The sequence below is a fragment of the Mycobacterium sp. E1386 genome (genome assembly GCF_001672745.1).
Classification (GTDB): domain Bacteria; phylum Actinomycetota; class Actinomycetes; order Mycobacteriales; family Mycobacteriaceae; genus Mycobacterium.
Genome location: NZ_LZKH01000231.1, coordinates 1 through 21,028 on the forward strand (window position 1 = coordinate 1; position 21,028 = coordinate 21,028).

21 protein-coding genes are annotated in these 21,028 nt (G+C 69.2%); 6 read left to right on the forward strand and 15 right to left on the reverse strand.

Annotation, left to right across the window (positions count from 1 at the left end; translation table 11 throughout):
* Both A5709_RS23815 and A5709_RS23820 read right to left on the reverse strand, forming a co-directional pair.
* The coding region (locus A5709_RS23815; RefSeq protein WP_156768139.1) for an Hsp70 family protein at positions 1-1,519 on the reverse strand (1,519 nt) is incomplete at its 3' end.
* Between the two features lie 157 nt (positions 1,520-1,676).
* Entirely contained in the window at positions 1,677-2,900 is a 1,224-nt protein-coding gene (locus tag A5709_RS23820) for a hypothetical protein (protein WP_068122926.1), read from the reverse strand.
* Positions 2,901-2,938: 38 nt separating this feature from the next.
* Between A5709_RS23820 and A5709_RS23825 the strand changes: the two genes are divergently transcribed.
* Together A5709_RS23825 and A5709_RS23830 are read left to right on the forward strand one after the other, a co-directional pair.
* Positions 2,939-3,580, forward strand: coding sequence for a TetR/AcrR family transcriptional regulator (locus tag A5709_RS23825; protein ID WP_067944110.1), 642 nt, complete (start codon positions 2,939-2,941; stop codon positions 3,578-3,580).
* Positions 3,581-3,687: 107 nt separating this feature from the next.
* On the forward strand, positions 3,688-4,167 hold the full coding sequence (locus A5709_RS23830; protein WP_197501061.1) for a nuclear transport factor 2 family protein: 480 nt from the start codon (positions 3,688-3,690) through the stop codon (positions 4,165-4,167).
* Positions 4,168-4,174: 7 nt separating this feature from the next.
* Here the strand turns inward: A5709_RS23830 and A5709_RS23835 are convergent, their stop codons facing one another.
* Both A5709_RS23835 and A5709_RS23840 read right to left on the reverse strand, forming a co-directional pair.
* A complete protein-coding gene (locus tag A5709_RS23835; RefSeq protein ID WP_068011613.1) occupies positions 4,175-4,831 on the reverse strand; it encodes a L,D-transpeptidase in 657 nt (218 codons plus the stop codon).
* 59 nt (positions 4,832-4,890) lie between these two features.
* Positions 4,891-5,568 carry a phosphatase PAP2 family protein gene (locus tag A5709_RS23840; protein WP_068011614.1) on the reverse strand — a complete coding sequence of 226 codons (678 nt, stop codon included), beginning with the start codon at positions 5,566-5,568 and terminating at the stop codon, positions 4,891-4,893.
* Positions 5,569-5,650: 82 nt separating this feature from the next.
* On the opposite strand from A5709_RS23840, the gene A5709_RS23845 reads away from it, so the two are divergent.
* Complete coding sequence (locus A5709_RS23845; protein ID WP_067943912.1) at positions 5,651-6,133, forward strand: hypothetical protein; 483 nt, start codon at positions 5,651-5,653, stop codon at positions 6,131-6,133.
* Here A5709_RS23845 and A5709_RS23850 read toward each other — a convergent pair.
* Positions 6,117-6,401: a hypothetical protein gene (locus tag A5709_RS23850; protein WP_068011615.1), complete on the reverse strand. Its 285-nt coding sequence runs from the start codon at positions 6,399-6,401 to the stop codon at positions 6,117-6,119. The two genes, A5709_RS23845 and A5709_RS23850, sit on opposite strands and share 17 nt — an antisense overlap.
* Before the next feature lie 73 nt (positions 6,402-6,474).
* Here A5709_RS23850 and bluB point away from each other — a divergent pair, with 73 nt between their 5' ends.
* Together bluB and A5709_RS23860 are read left to right on the forward strand one after the other, a co-directional pair.
* Positions 6,475-7,149 (forward strand): 5,6-dimethylbenzimidazole synthase, encoded by a 675-nt coding sequence (gene bluB / locus A5709_RS23855; RefSeq protein ID WP_068011616.1) that lies wholly within the window; start codon positions 6,475-6,477, stop codon positions 7,147-7,149.
* A 37-nt stretch (positions 7,150-7,186) separates the two neighbouring features.
* The gene (locus A5709_RS23860) at positions 7,187-8,590 is read left to right on the forward strand and encodes a sulfatase (RefSeq protein ID WP_068122930.1); all 1,404 of its coding nucleotides are present in this window, start codon (positions 7,187-7,189) and stop codon (positions 8,588-8,590) included.
* Here A5709_RS23860 and A5709_RS23865 read toward each other — a convergent pair.
* A complete protein-coding gene (locus tag A5709_RS23865; RefSeq protein WP_067946360.1) occupies positions 8,587-9,372 on the reverse strand; it encodes a trans-aconitate 2-methyltransferase in 786 nt (261 codons plus the stop codon). The genes A5709_RS23860 and A5709_RS23865 overlap by 4 nt on opposite strands.
* A 123-nt stretch (positions 9,373-9,495) precedes the next feature.
* On the opposite strand from A5709_RS23865, the gene A5709_RS23870 reads away from it, so the two are divergent.
* Entirely contained in the window at positions 9,496-10,704 is a 1,209-nt protein-coding gene (locus A5709_RS23870) for a S9 family peptidase (protein ID WP_068122931.1), read from the forward strand.
* Here A5709_RS23870 and eccE read toward each other — a convergent pair.
* The 9 genes from eccE to eccCb form a co-directional block, all read right to left on the reverse strand.
* On the reverse strand, positions 10,694-11,674 hold the full coding sequence (gene eccE / locus A5709_RS23875; RefSeq protein WP_068122936.1) for a type VII secretion protein EccE: 981 nt from the start codon (positions 11,672-11,674) through the stop codon (positions 10,694-10,696). The genes A5709_RS23870 and eccE overlap by 11 nt on opposite strands.
* Positions 11,671-13,065, reverse strand: coding sequence for a type VII secretion-associated serine protease mycosin (mycP, locus tag A5709_RS23880; RefSeq protein WP_068122938.1), 1,395 nt, complete (start codon positions 13,063-13,065; stop codon positions 11,671-11,673). Before mycP ends, eccE begins: the two co-directional genes overlap by 4 nt.
* Positions 13,062-14,525 carry a type VII secretion integral membrane protein EccD gene (eccD, locus tag A5709_RS23885; protein WP_156768140.1) on the reverse strand — a complete coding sequence of 488 codons (1,464 nt, stop codon included), beginning with the start codon at positions 14,523-14,525 and terminating at the stop codon, positions 13,062-13,064. The genes mycP and eccD overlap by 4 nt, the downstream gene beginning before the upstream one ends.
* Before the next feature lie 36 nt (positions 14,526-14,561).
* Positions 14,562-15,431 carry an ESX secretion-associated protein EspG gene (locus A5709_RS23890; protein ID WP_068122942.1) on the reverse strand — a complete coding sequence of 290 codons (870 nt, stop codon included), beginning with the start codon at positions 15,429-15,431 and terminating at the stop codon, positions 14,562-14,564.
* 10 nt (positions 15,432-15,441) lie between these two features.
* The gene (locus tag A5709_RS23895; protein ID WP_067946349.1) at positions 15,442-15,732 is read right to left on the reverse strand and encodes a WXG100 family type VII secretion target; all 291 of its coding nucleotides are present in this window, start codon (positions 15,730-15,732) and stop codon (positions 15,442-15,444) included.
* 38 nt (positions 15,733-15,770) lie between these two features.
* On the reverse strand, positions 15,771-16,064 hold the full coding sequence (gene esxG, locus A5709_RS23900; protein ID WP_067278108.1) for a type VII secretion system protein EsxG: 294 nt from the start codon (positions 16,062-16,064) through the stop codon (positions 15,771-15,773).
* Between the two features lie 63 nt (positions 16,065-16,127).
* A complete protein-coding gene (locus A5709_RS23905; RefSeq protein ID WP_068122946.1) occupies positions 16,128-17,612 on the reverse strand; it encodes a PPE family protein in 1,485 nt (494 codons plus the stop codon).
* 2 nt (positions 17,613-17,614) lie between these two features.
* Positions 17,615-17,923: a PE family protein gene (locus A5709_RS23910; RefSeq protein ID WP_067946345.1), complete on the reverse strand. Its 309-nt coding sequence runs from the start codon at positions 17,921-17,923 to the stop codon at positions 17,615-17,617.
* Positions 17,920-21,028 (reverse strand): type VII secretion protein EccCb (gene eccCb, locus A5709_RS23915; RefSeq protein ID WP_068011622.1); only part of this gene is annotated, 3,109 nt, incomplete at its 5' end. The genes A5709_RS23910 and eccCb, both read right to left, overlap by 4 nt.

Here is a 21,028-nt window from a genome sequence, read left to right on the forward strand (position 1 = left end):
GCGGCAGCGGTATCGACCCGGGCAGCACGGCTGCCGTCGGGCAACTCGGCGAGCTGAGGGAACAATGCCGGCTGGCCGGGGGCGCCGGCAATGGCGCGACGCTGGGCGCGGGCGGGGCCTGGCGGTTCTCGATGCCGGTCAGCGTGTAGGCCACGCCACCGATCGCCGTCATGGCGACCAGGGCGGACATCCCGATGATCAGCTGCGACAGCCGAAGGCGGCGCCAGGGCCGGTCCGGGGGCGGGTCGATCACGTTCAGGCGCATCGACCAGCCGGACGGGCCGTCTTCGTCGTAGGTTTCGCCGCCGAACCGCACCCGCACGTCGCCGGGGTATTCCGTCTGCGACCACGCCAATTCGCGATCGGTCAGCGCCTCGTCGTCGATCACCAGCACGTCGCCGGCCCCGAGGTCGACGACATCGCCGGCGGCGTTGGCGGCCGCGAGCACGCCGATCGACGTCCGCGTGCGCAGGCTCAGCTCGTCACCGCGCGACGCCAGCACCAGCGCGCCGCAGGCCGCCGCGAGTGCGGGTTGCGACGGCGTCAGGACGGGAATGCGCCCGTGCACCGAAAGCCGTTCGGCGACAAGCGGAATGTGTGCGCCTCCACCGACGGTCACCACCGCGCACAGGTCCGCCCAATTCTTGCGGTAGCGCACCAGCATGTCGTCGAAGGCGTAGATGAAGCCGGTCAGCCGATCCGCCATCAGGTCTTCGAGATCGTCGCGCTTCAGCGTGAAGCTGCAGCTGCGTTCACCGAGCTGGGCGGCGATTTCGGTGACCACGTCGGTGGACAGCCGCTCCTTGGCCAGCCGGCATTGTTCCCTCAGCTCGCCGAGTTGCCCGACGGCAGCCGTGCTGCCCGGGTCGATACCGCTGCCGCGGCCCAGCTCCTCGAAGACCCGCAGCAGCAACTCCTGGTCGATTTCGTTGCCGGACAGAGCCGCGTAACGCATTGTCGCGGTGATGAGTTCGAAATCGCCCGCGACATTCACCAGCGTGGCCGACGTACCGCCGCCACCGAAGTCCAGCAGCCCCACCACACCTTCGTCGGGCAGGCCGAGCTCGGACTTCACGGCGGTCAACGACGCGATCGCGTCCGAGACGAGCCGGGGCGCCATGCCGCTGCGGACGAATCCCAGATGCGTGCGCAGACCGTCGCGCAACGCCTGCACCGTAACGGGTTTCCAGTACGCGGGCACGGCAATGGAGATCTCCGAGCATGAGGCGTCCGCGCCGGCGGCGCGCACCATCGCGTCCAGGGCCTCCACCGTCAGCAGCTCCGGGTCGTGCGCGGACCCGTCGGCGGACACCAGCGCCACCGAGTCACCGATGCGCTCGACGAAGCCCTTCATCATCACGCCGGGCTCGGCGAGGTACGAATTCTCCCCGGGCACACCCACTTCGGGCGCGCAGTGCGGGTAAAGCGTCAGCACCGAACGCCGGGTAACCGGTGGACTTTCGTTGCGCGCAGCGACCAGGTTCGTGGTCCCGATCGACAACCCAAGTGGGTCGTACATAGAGCGAAAACTTTCGTCTATAGGGGTCGGTGGCCAGCGTTAACCATAGCCGTGGACACGCCCAAAACCGATGGCTTGCAACATCATCGGTATTCGGTCGATGCCACCTCGTCACCGAAGTGGTACCGCTGACCCCTTGACAAATTGACGCGGTTGCTTACACCACGGTCAGCGGCAGCGACCGTCTCGGCTCAAACTGGAATGTCGCTCCGCCGCTCACCTTTGTTACCGACACCTCGGGCAGTTCGGCCGCCGCCGTATCGGTTTCGACCAGTTCGGCGGTCCAGTCGGTGTTGGTGCCGCTGACCCGGACCTCGATGTGCGGGTCGACGGCGGTGGCGATCGCCTGCAGCGGTTGCACCGATTCCGGTGAGCACAGCGCAATCCACGCGCCGTCGTCGTGGGCCGGCGAGCGGTGCACCACGAGCCGGTCGGCCGTATCCGCGCAGACATAGCCCGCGGGGTTCAGCAGGGGGTGCAGTTCGAGCACCTGCAGCACGCCTTCGATGCCGCCCGGAAGCCCCAGCGCGCGGTGAATGCGCTCGGCGGCCACGCCCGCTATTCCGGTCAGGCCTTGCGTGCACACCGACACGGCCTGGGCGTCGTCGGTGGCGCGCGCGGTCACCGCGATGGCGAACGACAGGTAGAGCAGGTGCATCTGCAGACACACCTCGTCGGCCATCCGCACCAGCGCCGAATGCGAGAAGCCGGCGAAGTCGAAGTCGGACAGCAACGGCCCGGAGTAGTCCGCCTTGCCCTCGTCGGAGCGGTCGATCGGATCGAGTTCCCATGTGGCGGCCCGGGTTTGGCGCACGATGTCCAGGGCGGGAATGCTCTGCGCCTCGGGATAGGACTCGTCGATGATGACGGTCCACGCGCAGTGCGGGTGGCGGTCCTTCGGTGTCCGCGGCGGCCGGTGGATGGGGCGCACCTGGGCGCGGGCGTTGGTCGCCACCGCGGTGGCGTCGAAGGTCGGGTCCTCGATGGTGTGGCACATGCCGAAGACGTACTTCTCACCCATCGGCTCCACGTCGAGCAGCGCGCCGCAGTGGTCAAGCTGGAATTCGCCGTGCCAGCGGTCGTGCACGGTGTAGCGGAAGTCCATGAATTGCGGTGGCGCGCCGATGTCGAGCTGCAACCCCTTGAAGATGGTCGGCACGTCGTCGCCGGTGAAGTTGAGCGCCCGCTGCATGCGCCGGGTGTAGATGGGGCTGGCGCCCGCCCACTCCTCGATGGCGATCTGCACCATCTCGTCGCGCCCGAACGCACTGATGCACCAGGCCATGCCCGAGCGGTCGATCAGTTGCCCGATCAGGAGCAGTTCGGGAACCAGGACGGCCAGCTGTTCGCGCGTCAACCGCGCATAACGGGATCGGCTCACGGGCCAAAAATAGACTTGACTATGTTATAAAGTCAACAATGTCGATTGCTGCAGGTCAGGCCGGTGGTTCGGTTGGTCCCACCCGGCGCACCACGGCGCCGCGCAAGCGCGGCGACGACACGCGCGCGAAGATCATCGACGAGACCGTCCGCTGCATCATGGAGGAGGGCTTCGCCGCCGCGACCGCCAAGCACGTCGCCGAACGCGCGGGCGTGACGTGGGGCGTCATCCAGTATCACTTCGGCGATCGCAACGGCCTGTTGATGGCCGTCGTGGACGACGGGGTGGACCGGCTGATCGAGAGCCTGTCAGCGGCCGATGTCAGCGAGTTGCCGCTCCGGACGCGCATCGAGGTGGTCGTCGACACCGCGTGGAGCTGCTACAGCAGCCCGACGTCGATGGCGGCGTTCGAAATCCTGCGCGCGACCCGCGGCGGGCCGGGCGAGTCCCCCCGGCGCCACCTGCTGGAGATGAACGCGGCCATCGGGCAGCTCGGGCGACTGATCACCGACGATCCAGCGAACGCCGGTGCGGCCGAAGTCATCTGGGCCACGCTGCGGGGCGTTGTGCTGGCGCAGATGGTCACCGGGACCGCCATCGACTGGAGCCTGGAACGGCGTGCCCTGATCGACATGGTCACCCGCTACCTCTCCGACGGTCCGGGCCACCGCGACACCTGAACCACCCACCAGACACGCCGCACAACGCGACCGTCGTTCAAGTCTCGGCGATGCCGGCTCCTCGATGCGAGCGCAGGCGGCTTACCACCGTGTGCTGCAATCACCTGATGACCCCTCACGATCTCGCCGACATCGAAGCCATCAAGCAGGTCAAGTACCGGTACCTGCGCGCGCTGGACACCAAGCACTGGGACGACTTCGCCGACACGCTGGCCGAGGACATCAAGGCCGATTACGGGCCGTCGATCGGCAACGAGTTGCACTTCACCAACCGCGACGACCTGGTCGAGTACATGCGTACGTCGCTGCCCGCCAACGTCATCACCGAGCACCGGGTGACCCACCCGGACATCACCGTGGACGGCGATTCCGCAACGGGCAGTTGGTATCTGCAGGACCGCGTGATCGTCGCCGACTTGAACTTCATGCTGATCGGGGCGGCGTTCTACCGTGACACCTACCGGCGCACCGACGCCGGCTGGAAGATCTGCGGCACCGGCTACGACAGGACCTACGATGCCACAATGTCGTTGGAGGGCATGAACTTTCACGTCAAGCCCGGCCGCGCGCTGGCCACCGAGGCCTGACCGGACGCTACTTGGTGATTGCGATCACCGCGCCGGGACGCAGCCATTTCATGATCGACACCAGCTGAGCGTCGTCGACGGCGACGCATCCCTCGGTGGGTTTCCCATCGGTGGTGTGGAAGAAGAACGCCGCGCCACCGCCCGGGGTCTTGTTCTTGTTGACTCCCATCACGACAGCGTGCTTGTACTGCGGGATTTGCAGATTCTCGCTTTCGGCGGTGTTGAACGGGCACTGGGCCTTCTGACACACCTGCATGGAGTTGAAGGTGGGGCTGTGGTCGTCGCCGCTCCACCAGTGATTGGGGCCCACCTGGGTATACGGCAGTCCGGTACCGGGATTCGGCGCGGTGCCGAAGGCGGAGTCCAGGGTGTACACGCCCATCGGCGTGGCCGGCACCCCGCTCTTGGCCTCGGGAGCCATGCCCGCCGAACCGACATGCGTGGGAATGCCGGTCCGCAGCGCCTGCCACCCGGCGGCGGAGCGCTGGTAGATGTCCATCGTTGCGTTCGACCCGCCGGTGCTCATCACCGAAACCACCTGCGTGGCATTGCCGACGGCGTTCGCGAACCAGGGGGCGCCCGCCGCGGAACTGATCGGCGCCAGCGCGAGCGAGCCGAAAATCGCGCACGCCAAAGCGGATAGCGAAGCGAGCAGTCGGCGCATGACCTTTATCGTCAGACCCCCACAGCGCGAGGTCAAGTAAAGCTTTAGACCCGGTTAGGTCACCGGGCCGTGACCAAATCCCCCGCGTCGCACGGCTTTCGGGAGGAAGCCGGGCTCGCCGGCCGAATTACCGTGAAACACAGCAGGAAATACAAGTAGCCGAGCGACCAGCCCGCCAATACGTCGGACGGGTAGTGCACGTTCAACGCCACCCGCGAAATCCCCACCCCCAGCGCGCTCAGCGCGACCAGCGCGACCGCACCGCGGCGCACCGCACGGTTCATCGTCGGCAACCCAAGGGACAGCGCCGCGAGCAACGCCGCCGTCGCCTCCAGGGCGTGCCCGGACGGAAACGATGTCTCGGCCGCGGCCACCAGCATGGTCGACGGCCGCGGCCGGTCCACCAGCGCCTTGGCCGCCAGCGTGACGAGCCCGCTCAGGGGCGCACACGCCAACAGCAGCAGCGCCGCCCGCAGCCGGCGCATTACCAGGGCGGCCACCGCCGCCACCGTGCCCAGCACCCGCAGCGGTACCGGGCCCAGCGCGAAGGAAACGTCGGCCCAGAACCGCACCCAGAACGGGTGTTTGACCGCGCTGTCCCGCGCGGCGTTCAGCAGTGACCAGTCCATGCGCTGCTGCCAGTGCCAGTGCTGGGAGTAACCCACCCACATGAGCGCGTACACCGCCACGGCGGTCAGGGCGATGCAGGCGGCCGGCATGAGCCGCGATCGGGTCATGACCCCACCGATACCAGTTGCGCCGCGCGCCGGCGCGGGCGCCCTGACCACACGGTTCCCGGCGCCGGTCCATACTGGCGTCATGGCCGTGTTTGTCCGTAGGTTGCTCGGCATCGGCAAGCTACCCGACGACGTGTACGCGCAGGTCGAGGCGGAGGGCCTTATCCACCTCGCCGACTACGTCCCGGTGACCCGGCGATTCCGGGGCGCCATCCCCGGCGTGCGATTGCCGCACAGCGTCGCCAGCTACACGGGTTCGCTGGTGTTCAGCTCCGAGCGGGTGCTCGCCACGTTGTCCATGCTGCCCAGGCTGGCCGGCCCGACCGTCGACGTCCGCTGGGACGCGCCGCACAACGGTGCGGCGCAGGTCGAGATATCGTCGACCGGTTTGCAGGTCGATGTCGACGTCGCGCGGGTGGACCCGAAGTTCAGCGGCGAACTGTCGCTGCACTACAAGGTCGCCATTCCGGCCGATGTGCTCAGCGGCCTGCCGCGGCGATCGCTCACCTTCGACATGCCGCCCGACTACGTCTTTCGCGCGGTCGGCGTTACCTATAGTCCGTGACGGTCATCCGCGGCCAGGGCGGCTGCCGCAGCACCGCCAGACTGCCGATCACCGCCGCCAGCAGGCCGGTCAGCACTCCGATCAGCGCGATTCGACTCCCGTCCACCGCGGGCGTCCAGGACGCCTCGCCGTTGCGGACGACGAAGACGCCGCACGGTTTGACGACGGGGATCACCGTGGCGCCGTCCGGTGTCTGATAGGGCTCGCCGTACACGCCGCCGGCGGCGCGGTCGGTGGGCAGCTGGTCGAGTAGGTCGAAGGGCTTCACTGAACACTCCTTTCTCGGGTGTTCGCCGGGTCCGTGCCGCGGACACCGTTCACGCTAACGCGGATTTCCTACGATGACTCCCGTGAGCGAGGAGGGCTTCAGCCCGCAGGAGCGACGGGCCGTCTATCGGGTGATCTCCGAACGGCGGGATATGCGCCGGTTCTCACCCGGCGTGGTGGCCGAAGATGTGCTCGCGCGCCTGCTGCAGGCGGCCCACGCGGCGCCCAGCGTCGGCCTGATGCAGCCGTGGCGTTTCATCCGGATCACCGATGACGGGCTGCGGCGCCGCATCCACGCCCTCGTCGACGAAGAGCGCCCGCGCACCGCCGCGGCCCTGGGCGAGCGGGGCGAGGAGTTTTTGGCGCTGAAGGTCGAAGGCATCCTGGAATGCGCCGAGCTTCTGGTGGTGGCGCTGGTCGACGACCGGGAGCGGCACGTGTTCGGCCGGCGGACGCTACCGCAGATGGACCTCGCGTCGGTGTCGTGCGCGATCCAGAATCTGTGGCTGGCGGCGCGCTCCGAAGGCCTTGGCATGGGCTGGGTTTCGCTGTTCGATCCGCAGCGGTTGGCGGCCCTGCTGGAGATGCCCGCCGGGGCGGAGCCGGTGGCCATTCTGTGCCTGGGACCGGTGCCCGGATTCCCCGACCGGCCGGCGCTGGAGCTGGACGGCTGGGCGGTCGCCCGCCCGCTCTCGGAGTTCGTCTGCGAGAACCGCTGGAGTCGGCGCGCCCAGGTTCCCCCCGAGTAGCTGCGGTATCGTCGCCGGTCGCGGGCAACTTGGAGAGGTGACGCAATTGGCGCCGGGCGAAGCAGCCGACCGACAAGACAACGTGCTGATCGTGCACTGGCACGACCTGGGCCGCTATCTGGGCGTCTACGGCCACCCCGACGTCTCCAGCCCCCGACTGGACCGCCTTGCCGCCGAGGGCATCCTGTTCACCCGGGCGCACGCCACGGCGCCGCTGTGCTCCCCATCGCGCGGATCGCTGTTCACCGGACGCTATCCGCAGACCAATGGCCTGATCGGGCTGGCGCACCACGGCTGGGAATACCGCAGCGGCGTGCGCACCCTGCCGGAGATATTGAGCGATGCGGGTTGGTACTCGGCGCTTTTCGGCATGCAGCACGAGACGTCGTACCCGCAGCGGCTGGGCTTCGACGAGTTCGACGTGTCGAACTCGTACTGCGAGTACGTGGTGGACAAGGCGGCCGAATGGCTGCGTGGCGGCGACGAGGATCTCGGGGGCCAACCGTTCCTGTTGACCGCCGGCTTCTTCGAGACGCACCGGCCTTATCCGCGGGACCGCTACGAGCCGGCGGACACCGCCGAGGTTGACCCGCCCGACTACCTACCCGACACCCCCGACGTGCGCGGCGACCTGGCCAGCTTCTACGGGGCGATCGCGACGGCCGACGCCGCCGTCGGCCGGCTGCTGGACACGCTGGCCGAAACCGGGATGGACGCCAACACGTGGGTGGTGTTCTTCACCGATCACGGTCCGGCGTTCCCGCGCGCGAAATCCACGCTTTACGACGCGGGAACCGGCATCGGCATGATCATCCGGCCCCCCGCCAAGCGGGCACTCGCCCCGCGCGTCTACGACGAACTGTTTTCCGGCGTGGACCTGCTGCCGACGCTGCTGGGCCTGCTGGGTCTCGACGTTCCCGACGATGTCGACGGGGTGTCGCACGCGCGCGCGCTCGTCGAGCCGAACCCGCATGCCGTGCCGGTCCGAGACCAGGTGTACACGACGAAGACCTATCACGACTCCTTCGATCCGATCCGCGCGATTCGCACCAAGGAGTACAGCTACATCGAGAACTACGCGCCCCGGCCGCTGCTCGACCTGCCGTTGGACATCGAGGAGAGCCCGTCCGGGATGGCCGTGGCACGGTTGGTCACCGGACCGCGCCCGCAGCGCGAACTCTACGATCTGCGCACCGACCCCACCGAGACCACCAACCTGCTCGCCGGTGACGACACGGATGCGGACGAGATCGCCGCGGATTTAGCTGTCCGACTTCATGATTGGCGCCAGCGCACCGGTGACGTCATCCCGTCGGAGTTCGCCGGCACCCGCATCTCCGCGCGCTACACCGAGACGTACCTGAAGATTCACCGGATGCAGCCGACCTCCCGGTCGGCGATCGCCGCCGAACGCGGCATCGAGAAGGAAGCGAGCGGCTAGCCGGCGGAGCGCCGCGAGCCGCCGACCTCGGCCACGATGAACACCCGCCGGAACGGGAAGATCGTCGTGCCGTCGCTCCGGGGCGGGTAGGCGTCGTCGAGCAGCGGGATGAGTTCCTCGCGGAATCGCTCCCAGTCTTCGGCGCTCAGCCGCTCGCGCACCGGAACCAGCGCCGTCCCGGTGATCCATTCCAGCACCGGATTGTCACCGGACAACTGGTGCAGGTAGGTGGTCTCCCAGACGTCGACCTTGCATCCTGCGTCGAGCAGCAGATTGGCGTATTGAATCGGCGGCTGCACCACGGCACCGACGCGGAACGGTATGTCCCGCATCACCTTTGCATAGGGCTCACGCCGGGCCAGTGTCCGCACCGTGGCGTGTGACGGCGTCTCGAAGTTGCCCGGGATCTGGACGGCGATCCACGAACCGGCGGGCAGCTCGTGCACCCAGCGGACCAGCAGGTCGGCATGCTCGGGCACCCAATGCAGGGCGGCGTTGCTGACCACCACGTCGGTATCGGGCTTGGGCTTCCAGTCCCGTAAGTCGCCGACGACGGCGTCGATGCCGCGTTCCCTTGCCGCGGCGACCATCTCCGGCGAGGTGTCCATCGCCTCGATCACCGCTTCCGGCCAGCGCCGCGACAGGTACTTGGTCAGGTGGCCGGGCCCGCAACCGAGATCGACGACCCGCCGGGCCCGCTCGGCCCCGACCCGTGACAGCAGGTCGTAGAAGGGCCGGCTGCGATGGTCCGCAAAGGCCAGGTAGACATCTGGATCCCACATGTCGATCCTCCTGATCAACGCGCCGTCGCTAGTCGGCAGACAGACCAACCGTATTACCGCATGGCGCCCCGGCGCCGCCCAACTGGCCCCGGGAGCGGCGCCCGCCGGTTAGCATCGGCTTTCGTGGCGCCCGATACTTCGCTTGATCCGCCCATTCCCGTTCCGGACATTCCCGGTGCATTCAAGGGCGCTGACGTACCCGTCGACGTCGGCGGATTGCCCCCGAATTCCGCGTTGTCCCCCCGCCAGCGCATGGTAGTCGAGGGCTCCGCCATCGGCGACCTCGCCCTGCGCACCTGGGTGTCGTCACTGCTGACCGCGACGGTGGCCCCGGCCGTGCTCGCCGCTTCCCTGCGGCACACCGATGCCGGTGCCGAGCGCGCGAACCTGAACTTCTACGCCGAGCTGGGCGCGCAGCGAGACCCGGTGAAGTCGTTTCCCGCGCCGACGAAACCGCCGCGGGTCAGGTCACGGACGGCCAGCCCGCTGACCGAGTGGGTCGCCGGCGGCACGGTGGAAAACATCGCGTTCGAAAGCAGTTTCACGGCCATCAACCCCGCGATGCGCGAGCAATGGGCTGCGTGGCGGTCCAACAACACCGTGCGCGCACAGCACTGGCGCCACGCCGACGGGCCGCGTCCCACGCTGTGTGTCATCCACGGCTTCATGGGGTCGTCGTATCTGGCCAACGGGCGGTTCTTTGCGCTGCCGTGGTATTACCGGTCCGGTTACGACGTCCTGATGTACACCCTCCCGTTTCACGGCAAGCGCGCCGAAAGGCTCTCGCCGTTCAGCGGTTTCGGCTATTTCGCGGGCGGGCTCAGCGGCTTCGCGGAGGCCATGGCCCAGGCGGTGCACGACTTCCGGTCCATCATCGATTACCTGCGCGGTACCGGGGTCGACCGGATCGCGCTGACCGGCATATCGCTGGGTGGGTACACCTCGGCGCTGGTGGCCTCGGTCGACGACCGGCTCGAGGCCGTCATCCCGAACTGTCCCGTCGTCACCCCGGCAACCCTGTTCGACGAATGGTTTCCGGCCAACAGGCTCGTGCGGCTGGGGCTGCGGTTGTCGCACATCAGCCGCGACGAGTTGTGGGACGGGCTGTCCTACCATTGCCCGCTGACCTATCGGCCGTTGCTGGACAAGGACCGGCGGATGATCATCACCGGGCTCGGCGATCGGATGGCACCGCCGGATCATGCCGTCAAGCTGTGGGAGCATTGGGATCACTGTGCGCTGCACTGGTTTCCGGGCAGCCATGTGCTGCACGTGAGCCAGCTGGACTATCTGCGCCGGATGACCGCGTTCCTGCAGACCGTCATGTTCTAACCGTCTCCTCGGCCGCCAGGGTCGGCCAGACCAGCTCCGACAGCAGGGCCGCCGGGGCATCGGTGTGCCCGTCGAGCCGCCGTGTGGACAACAGATCCAGCGCCTCGAGCGCCGGCCGGTGATTGCCGCGCTGCGGGATCAGCCCGGCCAGCGGCACGGTCCGCTCCGGTGGCGTGTCGGTCAGGAAGGCACACGCGGCCGCAACGGTGTTGTGGGTGCCGTCGCCGGCGATCTCCAGCGCCATGCACGTCTCCCGCGCCGGATACGCGCGGATCGACTCCAGCGTCTCGGCCAACTCCCGGCCCACCTGAACCCGGTATGCGGCAAGGTAATCCGACGTTCCGCGCTGCACCGCGGACCATCTCTCCCGCGGGTTGGAGGTGAGCAACCGCGGGACGTCGTCGGATGCGACGCTGTTGACTTCCCACCCGAGCTCCCGCAGGTGGTCGGCCAGCCGGCGCGCCGCCACCTGCGCGGTCTCGTGCAACGGGATGCGCGCGGAGCGGGCGCGCAGCGCGGCCAGGTTGTCGATGGCCGATATCGTGATCCCGATCCACGTCTCGTGCCTGGACGCATCGGATGCGTTGTCGCGACTGGTGATTCGGATCCTGTCCGCGCGGATGCCGTAACGGTCCAGGTAGCTGGCGATCAAGGGCAGCGGCAGCGCATCGGCCGCGTCGCCGCCCGGCGCCCCGACCCGCAGCAGCGCGGTTGTCGCGGTGGCAGAAGCGGATTCGGGTGCGCTCGTGTCGCCGCGTCCCATGATCGCCAGCCGGCGGCGCAGCAGCGTGGTGAAATACAAACCGCGCCAGGCGCCGAACAGCACGAGCACCACGGCCGCGGCGATCCCGAGCAGCCAGTAATCGCGCGGCGACCGCCAGGGGTAGGCCATCACCGCCGGCACGACGGCCAGCAACGCCAACGTGATTCGGCCGGGTCCGGGGGTGGGCGTCCAGCGCTGCAGGCTCACGGGGTGGGGTCCTTTCGTCGGCGGGTGGCGGTGGCGGCGACCGCGCCCGCGACTGCGACAAGCACAGCCAGCGCGGCGGTTCCAACCATCGCGACAATCCGCGGGGTGGTGTCCTTGGGCGCGGGTGCCGGCGGGACGGCGACCGGCTTGACCGGGGCCGCGGGCGGCGGATTGCCCGCGGGCAGCTGCCAGGTCAAGGCCGCCACCGGGTCCACACTGCCGGTGCCGACAACGTTGGACGGCGCCCGGGCGCCGTTGTGGGCGGTCGCGGTGATGCGGTGCACGACCTGGGTGGCGTTGAGCGCGGGGTACTTGCTGCGGACCAGCGCGGCGACGCCGGCCACGTAACCGGCCGCGTAGCTGGTGCCGCTCAGGGCCACCTGCTGCTGGTGCTCGTCGGGCAGCCCGTTGGCCAGGCCGCCACCGTCGGCGTTGCTGACCGACACGATCCGTTCGCCCGGCGCCGCGATGCCCACCCACGGCCCGGCCATGGTGAACTTCGACGGCTGGCCGTCCGGTGTCAGGGAGGCCACGGACAGCACGTACGGCTGCCACACGGACGGGATGGAGATCGAGGTGACACCGGCCCAGTTGCGTGGATCGTCCGGGTGACTCAGGTCGGTGAGCGGGTTGGACTCACAGGACGTGCCGCCGGCGACCGATCCGGTCGGTCCGGTGTTGCCGGCGGCGGCCACGATCACCGCATCCTTCTCCACCGCGGCATAGTGAATGGCCGCGCCGAGAGCGGCCTGGTCGACGGGCCGGTCGGCGGGCAGGCAAGTGAGCGTGGAGATGTCGATCACCCGGGCGCCGAGGTCGGCGGCGTGCACGATCGCGCGGCCCAGCGTGGCGACGTCCGACGCCGCCCGCGCCAGCAGCGGGTCACCGCCGGGGGTGCGGGGTGAGTACTTGGCCGAGGTCGTCCTGATCGACACCACGCGCGCCGCGGGCGCCACGCCGGCAAAGCCGTCTTCGCCGGGCTGCCCGGCGATGAGTCCGGCCACCAGGGTGCCGTGGCCGTCGCAGTCGGTCAGGCCGTCGGTCGTCTCGACGAAGTCACCGCCCGGATCGACGTTGGGCAGCCGCGGACCCGGCCGTACACCGGTGTCGAGCACCGCCACCAGCTGGCCGTCACCCCGCGAGAATTGCCATGCCCCCGACAGATTCAGCGTCGCCTGGCTGGGCGTGACGGCCGCGGGATCGCTGCCGGGGATGACCCCGGAGACGCTGCACGGGCCGCGCTGCTCCATCGGCTGCACGGGGCCGGGGGCCCCGCTCGGCGGCGGGACGCCCGGATCTACCTTCGGCTGATCGATGGCCAACGCCGACGGACACGTCCACAGCACGGCCACCAAAGCCGCTGCGAGACAGGCCGATCCGGACCGGATCATCGATTGAGTATCCAGGTGAAGATGCCGACCAGGTAGGCCATGACGGGGATGAGTGACGCATCGAGCCCGGCCGCAACGAAGCCCACCAGCCGGCGCACCGGAAGCGAATAGCTTTCCGGCTCGGCGATGCGCGGGTTGAGGGCCACCACTATCCACACCACGGCGAGCACGACGAGCACCAGCGCCGCACCCAGCGCGGCGGCGAAACGTCCGGTCGCGGTGTAGATCACGAGCAGGACGCCGCCCGCCAGGTAGGGCTGCGCGAGCAGCCACGCCTTGCACGCGGCCGAATCCCACACCCTGGCGCGTAGCACGGATGTTGCCGCCGTGGCGCCCACGATGTACCAGCCCACGCCGCTCAACGCCTCGGGGCGCAGCGCGATCGCCACCGAGCCCAGGGCACTGAGCAGCACTGCGGCAGCGATGAATCCGTTCTGATGGGCATCGCCGATCCGCACCCGCCGCGGCAGGTCCTCGAGCACCCGCAACGAGGGGGCCGAGGGGGTCGGGTCGCCGGGCGCCGGGATGACCGGCAGCGGGAAGCGCGCCCACAGCGCCGAGAGCTGAGCCGCCTCGACGGTGACCAGCAGCGCCGCGACGATCAGCCCGCAGCCGATGGCGAGCGGCCGCAGCTGCCAGAGCACCTCCGCGCCGGCGGCCAGCAGCACCGCCGCTCCCACCACCGCGGTCGCGGTGAAGAATCCGACGATGCGCTCCCGCTCCGCGCCGGGCACCATCAGGGCGATCAGCGACCATGCGGTGACGCCGGCCGCGGCGAGCATGATGTGCGCCGGCCCGAACCGTCCGGGCACCGCCAATGCCAGCGCGGCGCCGATCGGCACCAGCGCGGCGATCGCGCACGCGGACCCGGTGCGCGGCGAGCGCGCCGCGACCAGCAAGCCGACGATCGCGGTCACCGCCGCGACCGCGCTGACCGCGACCAGCCCGGCCAGCGCGCCGGTGGCGACGCGATAGGTAACCGAGAGCCCGGTCGCCAGGAATGCGACGGCGATCACCGCGGCCAGCGCCCCACGCTGGATATGCGTTGCGCCCCAGGGCTTCAGCCGCGAAGTCGAGAAGATCATGGCGGCGTCGGCGATGTCCTCGACGATGCCGGGAGCCGCCTGCCCGGCGGGCAAGGGCTGCAGCGCCAGCAGGTCACCGTCCACTACCCCGACGGTGTCGAGGCTGGCGTCGAGGCTGAACGGCGCGCCGCCGATCGGGGCGAGACTCAGTTGGATCGCCGCGCAGAGGTCGGCCGTCCCTCGGGCGGTGTCGTCGGAGTCACCGTTCGATGTCGCGGGAATCACCAGACGTTGGACGGCGGGCAGGATTTCCCGCAGCGGCAGCTCGGCGGGCAACGCCATTTCCGTCAGCCGGCTGTCCGCGAGGATTGCCACGCGGACGATCGGCATCACGGCGCCGGACGTCACCGGACCCTCGAAACACGCTGGGGCCATACCTGAAACATCGTTGCTCTCTTCTCTATTGAGGGGTTATGCGTGTTGTGTAGTGAAATCTCTGGCCAACCGGTGACCGGAGAACCAATCGGACTCCGGCAGTAGCGCGGTCAGCTGTTCGAGCGCGACGGCGATCGCGAAGGGTGTGCCGGGGGCGAAGGTCGACACCCATTCGCCGTCGAATGCGCGGGACGGACTGACCAGCACCCGCCCCGCGGCCGCATCGACGATGCTCATCCCCACCTCGGTGGTGGCGTGCCGCCCGTCGCGGTGGCAGCCCGCGACGATTTCGACGTAGCTGCGCGGACCGTTGAACACCGACTCCACCACCTTCCGCGCCGACTGCGGGATACCCAGGTAGTCAACGACTTCGGCGAGGGAGGCGCCCGAGCGCAGCCGCTCGTCGGCCCGCGCGCCGACCCGCGTCGGCATGCTGAACTCGTCGAATCGGGCCGGCGGTTGCTGAGCGAGCCCGACGCCGAGGACGGGAACCAACGCGCGCGGATCGTCGATGTCCATGGCGGTGAACGTGATCAGTTGCGCGCTGCGCAGCGCCACGATCGTCCGGGAAGTCGTGGCCGAGCGCTGCGCCACGATGCCGCGCAGCAGCTCTCCGGTGCCGGCGTCCTTGGCGGGACCCACGTAGCGCAGGTCGAGCCATCTCTCCGGAAAGCACACCACTCTGATCCAGTCGGCCACCGCCGGGTGGACGACTCCACCCTCCGATACCAGACCCAACTGGGTCAGCTCGGCCTTCTGACGCTCGAGGAACGCCTGGCGTTGCGCGGCATCGCTATAGGGCGAGGTGATCGCGAGCACCCACGGGAAGCTGCCCGCCCCAATGGTTTCCGCTATGAACCACGCGTGATCGACCGTCAGCTCGACGGCGTTGGGCTCAGCGCTCATCTGCCGAGAACTAGCCGCCCCATTTGGCGGCTTCGGCCTGGTCCCGGGCGAGCATCGACGTGGTGTTGGCCTCGTGGGTGCTGGCCATCGACTGGTAGGCGCGCACCAGGCTTTCCATGGCCTGGTTCCACTGAGCCTGCCAAGCCTGGTAGGTCATACCGGTGTCGCCCTGCCAGGCGTTGGACAGCGTGGCCTGCTCGCTGGCGATGTCCGAACCGAGCCCCTGCAGCGTGCCGGCGTAGCCGGACATGTCGGCGGCGTGGCTCAGCATCGCCGGGTAGTTGTACATGATCTGGGACATGACAAGTCCTTTCGCGGTTGTTGGCTGCTGAAGCTGGATCAGAAGGCGTTGTAGCCGGATGCGGCGGCCGCGTCGGCGGCCACGTAGGTGCCCGCGGCGTCGCCGAGGTTGGCCTGTGCGATGTCCAGCAGGGTGTTGACCCGGGCGGCGGCCTCGACGAACCGGGCGTGCGCGGCCTGGAACGCGGCCGAGGACTCGCCCTGGTGGAACGCCTGCGCCGACATCGCCTCCTGCTCGGCCTGGCTGATGGTGCTGCGCATCAGGGCCGCCTTGGCGCTGAATGCCGATTGCGCGGCCACCAACTGTGGGATGTGAGCGTCCAACATACTCATGGTGATTCCTTTCTGTTCGTTCCCAAGGGGTTTCGCTGACTGACGGGCATGGTGCTGACTGCGCTAACCCCCTTCTCTCGACTCGGTCGGATGCGCCGGTTCTTGGTCCGCGTCGTGGTCCCAGGTGCCGGGCATCATCGGCATCCTTGGACCGCCGCCGAATTCGCGATCGGTGAGCTTGGTCAACCCGGCCGCGTGGAAGGTGTTCTCCTTACGTGCGGTTCCAGCGAAGCCCAGTGTTCCGGCCCCCGCACCGGACGCCACCGCCGCGGCCAGTCGCTCGTCGTCGCCGTAGTCCGGTGCGATGCCGATGTCGGAGTCCATATCCAGGTATTCGTCGCTGTGGTCGCGCATCGCGGCGCGCCGGCGCCGCCGCGCACGCGTCTCGGCGCGGCTGGCCGCCGCCGCGCCGGCCGCCGGGATGGTCGCCGCCGGCGCCTTGGCCCCACCGCGCCCACCCACCGTCGGGCCGATGCCCGGGTCCGGGTCACCTCCGTAGGCGACCAGGTAAGCGAGAGTGCTCGGCGCCGACGCTGCGGCGGGGGCGGGAGCCGTACCGGAGCCCGCGGCGGCCGAACTGGCCGGTGCCCCAGCGGGACTCGCCACCGTCGGGGCCAGCGCAACCGCCGGCAGCGACGACGCCGGCCGGGTCGACGTCACGAGCGGTGTCGCGGCGGCCCCGGCCGCGACCGGCGCGATCTCGGCGGGGGCGGAGAGCAGGGAACCCAGGCCGATGCCGAGCAGCAGCGGGATGAGGAAGGGCGCGGTCAGGATCGCACCCCAGGTCGGCCAACCGACGGCGTTGAAGAACACCTGGTAGGCAACGAAGAACAGCAATGGACCGTTGGCCGCCAGGAACGCCGGCAGGTTCGAGAAGAAGTTCTGCAGCATCTGCTGAATATTTCCGAAGAAGTCCTGCAGGAACTTCGACAGCTGCTGCCACCAATCCCCGGGTGTGTTCTGCGAGGCGTTGGCCGCGAGACTGTTGGCCTCACCGCCCGGACGCACGATGGACGGCGCCGGGGCGCTGCGCGGCGCGGCGGCGAGCGCCGCCCCCGAGGTGGCCTGATAAGCGCTCATCACGGTGGCGGCCTGGACCCACATCCGCGCATAGTCGGCCTCGTTGAGCGCGATGGGAATCGTGTTGATGCCAAAGAAGTTCGTCGCCACCAACACCCCGTGAACGGTGTGGTTGGCGGCCAGCTCCCCCAGTGTCGGCATCGCCGTCAGTGCGGCTGTGTACGCGGCCGCCGCGACCTCGTGTTGCGCGGCCACGCCCGCGCTGTCGGCGCTCGCCTGCTGCAGCCACGCCAGATACGGCGCATGCGCCGCCGCGTACTGCGCGGCACTGGGGCCCTCCCACGCCCCCGCCTGGGTCTCCCCGAGAACGCCCGTGAGTTCGGCTGCCGCCGTCGCATATTCGGTGCTCAGCGCGGTCCACGCGCCGGCGGCCGCCAACAGCGGCCCCGGTCCGGGACCCGCGCTCAGCAGCGCCGAATGCACCTCGGGTGGCGAGGCCATCCAGAGGGGCGCAACGGGGGCGGTCATCGTCAGGCGCCCGCGAACCCGTACGTCGCGGCGGCCGCGGCGTCCCCGGCGAGATAGCTGGCGCCGGCTTCGCCGACGCCCACGCCGGCACGGCCGAGCTCTTCCACGCCCTGGGCGGCGACGGCAGCGTGCTCCTGGCCCTGCGCGCTGAAGCCAAGGGCGGTCTGCAACGACACCGGATCCACCGCCGGCGGCACCACCGCGGTGATGGCCGGAGCGGCCGCCGCATGGGCGGCCGCAAGGCGCGCCGTCAGCGCCTCCACCGCTGCACTGGTCGCGGCCAGGCCCTCGGGAACCACTCGCAACGTCATGACTCTCCCCTTTCACCAAACATCGCGGCCTCACCCACCAGCGGGTTGACCAACTGCACGTACGTCGGACTGTCGCTGTCGCCCAACAGAATCGCCCGCCCGGCCGGCAACCGGCCGAATCGCTGACCCCGGATTTTGCCGCTGTCCTGCGGATTGCCCGCCAGCATCAGCGTGGTCGCCTGCAGGTCGTTGAAGCGGCGCAGCAGCGAGTTGGTCATCAGAGCGTGCCCGGACCCGGTGGCCCGTGCCGTGACGATCACTCGCAGCCCCAAATCGGCCGCCTGCGAGAGGATTCCGATCAGCGGTGTCCATGGCCGCTGCCCGACGTACGGGCCGCTCATCGCCGGCACGTCCGGTACCTGGTCGACGTCGTCGATGATCAGGTAGTGGGTGTGGCCCGTGTAGGTCCAGCGGGCCAGCTCACCTGGCGACAATCCCGCCGGGGGACGACGCGACTCGATGATGTTGGCCAGCCCGAGCATGGCCGGGGTGATGCGGTCGACGTTGGCGGTGTACTCGTTGTCGGGGAACAACGGCTCGTCGACCAGGTGCAGTCGCCGGTCGAGCACCGTGAAGGCCACCTGGTCGGGCGTGGAGTTTTCGCGGATGGTGCGAATGATGTGGCGCAGCAACGTGGTCTTGCCGGACTTGCTGTCGCCGAACACCATCAGCAGCGGCTCGTCGGCGAAGTTGACGACGACCGGTGCGAGATCGTCCTCGCGCTGGCCGATGACAACCTGTTCCGGGCCGCGGTAGAGCGCACCGACCGTCTCGGGCGCGAGGTTGGTCGGCAACAGGCGCACTGGCGGCGCGGCCACGCCCGGGTGGCGGGCGTTGAGCGCGGCAATCTGGTCCAGCTCCGGCGCGGCGAACAGGAAGTGCTCGGCGGCCATCGTCAAGCCGCGGCCCGGCTGGTCGTGCGGCACCGATTCCGCGGGGCGCCGCAGCGCGCCGACAAGCCGGACGTTGCTGTCCCGCGGATCGTGCAGCTTGAGCTCGAGGCGCAGCCCGAGGCCGTCGCGCATCGCCAGCGGCACCTCGAGCCAGCTCGGGGTGGTGATGACGACGTGGATGCCGTAGGCGAGCCCGACGTTCACCAGCTCGCTCACCTTGGCCAGCAACGGGTTACGGGTGTTGAACTGGTCGGTGTTGTCCCGGCCGAACGCGTACAGGTTGTCGATGACCAGGAACACCTCGCCGTACCCGTCGTCGGGCGCGGCGCCGTGCCGGTCGCGGAACACCTCGCGCCGCTGCCGGGACAGCAGCAGCTGCTCCAGCTCGCCGAAGGTGCGCCGGATGCGCTCGGGTTCCAGCGCCGACGCGACGCTGCCGACGTGCGCCAGGTCTTCGAGCGCCCGCAGCTTGCCGCCGCCGTAGTCCAGGCAGTAGAACGTGACGTCGCGTGGCGAGTGCAGGCTGGCAGCCGACAGGATGAACGTCTGCAGCGCAGTCGATTTCCCGGACTTCGGGCCGCCGTGAATCACCACGTTCGCGGCCGACGAGGTGGCGTCGAACATCAGCGGGTCGCGGCGCATCTCGAAGGGCTTGTCGATCTCGCCGAGCGGCCACTGCCACTGGCGCTGTGGCACCCCGGCGCGCGCCAGCACCTCGGTCAGCGGGATCGGCTCGTCAAGCGGCGGCAGCCACAGCTGCGGCGCCCGCGGGCCGTAGCGCGCCAACTGGTCTCCGATGGTGGCGATCAGCTTGCGCGGCGGTCCGGTGAATTCCTCGTCGTCGGCCGCCGAGATCACCGTGTCCTGGTCCGGCTCGACCCGCCCGGCCGTGAACAGCTTGGGCTCCGGGGTCGCGTGCACCACATAGGCTTTGGTCTTTTGCGGCGGATCGTAGATGCCATCGACGTAGGTGCTGCGGAACTTGATCGGGGTCGCGCCCGGGGCGGGCACCAGGAAGCCCACGCCCTTGTGCTCCTTGCCCGACTCGATGTGGTACGCGTCCTCCACGCCGATGATCTGGCGGGAAACGCTGGGACTGGCCACCTTCAACCCGATGCGGTAGGAGGTGTTCTTGTCGATGTCCTTGATCTTGCCGACGTCCAGCGTCTGTGACGCGAACAGGATGTGGATGCGAAACGAGCGGCCCTTGCGCGCCACGTAATCGAACAACTCCGCGTATTCCGGGTGATCGGCCAGCATCAGGGTGAACTCGTCGGCGACCACGAACAGCGTCGGGATCGGAGGAAGGTCATGACCCGCGGCGATGGCGTTCTCGTATTCCACCACCGAGTTGAACGCGCTGCCCTGCACGCGGCGGCCGGCCTCGCGCAGCAGCGTTTCACGGCGGGCCACCTCCCCGCGCAACGTGTCGGCGAACCGGTCGGCCAGTGACTTCTTCTCGGCCATGTTGGAGATCACCGCGACGACCTGCGGGAAGTGGCGGAAACTGTCGGCGCCGGCTTCGCCCTTGAAGTCGGCGTAGATCACGATCAGCCGGTCGGCCGAATGGGTTGTCAACAGCGACAACAGGATTGACATCAGGGTCTGGGACTTTCCGGAGCCCGTCATGCCGATCATCAGGCCGTGCGGGCCCATCCCGCCCTCGGCTTCGTCCTTCAGGTCGAAGAACAGCGGCTCGCCCGTCGCGGTGACGCCGATGGGTACCCGCAACTCGTCCTCGCGGCGGCGCGGCGCCCAGAGTGTGGGCACGTCCAGCCGCGAGGCGTCCGGGATGCCCAGCAGCGTGGTGAAGGTGGCACCACGGGTGGCCGCCGAGCGCAGCCCGGTGTGCGTCGGGTTGGAGTCCCAGCGCGACAATAGGCGCGCCAGGTGGGCGGCTTCGTCGGCGCCGAGCCGGTCGGCGTCGTCGATGTAGGGCTGCCAGCCGCCGGTCTGCCAGCGTTCGATCGCGCCGTCGCCGACGCGCAGGATCGGCTTCTCCGGATCCGAGTACTGCTCGCGGTGCGGTGGTTTCGTACAGCGGTGCACGACGGTGACGCCCGCGCGGCCCAGCGCCAACGTCGAGGTGTTCAGGTCGAAGTCGGGGTCGTCCACCACGATGAGCAGGTGCCGCAGCGCGTCGGCGGGCGCGCCGGTGAACGCCGGGCGGTCGACGAACGCGGGGCCCAGCAGCAAGACGAGCTCGTCGGGA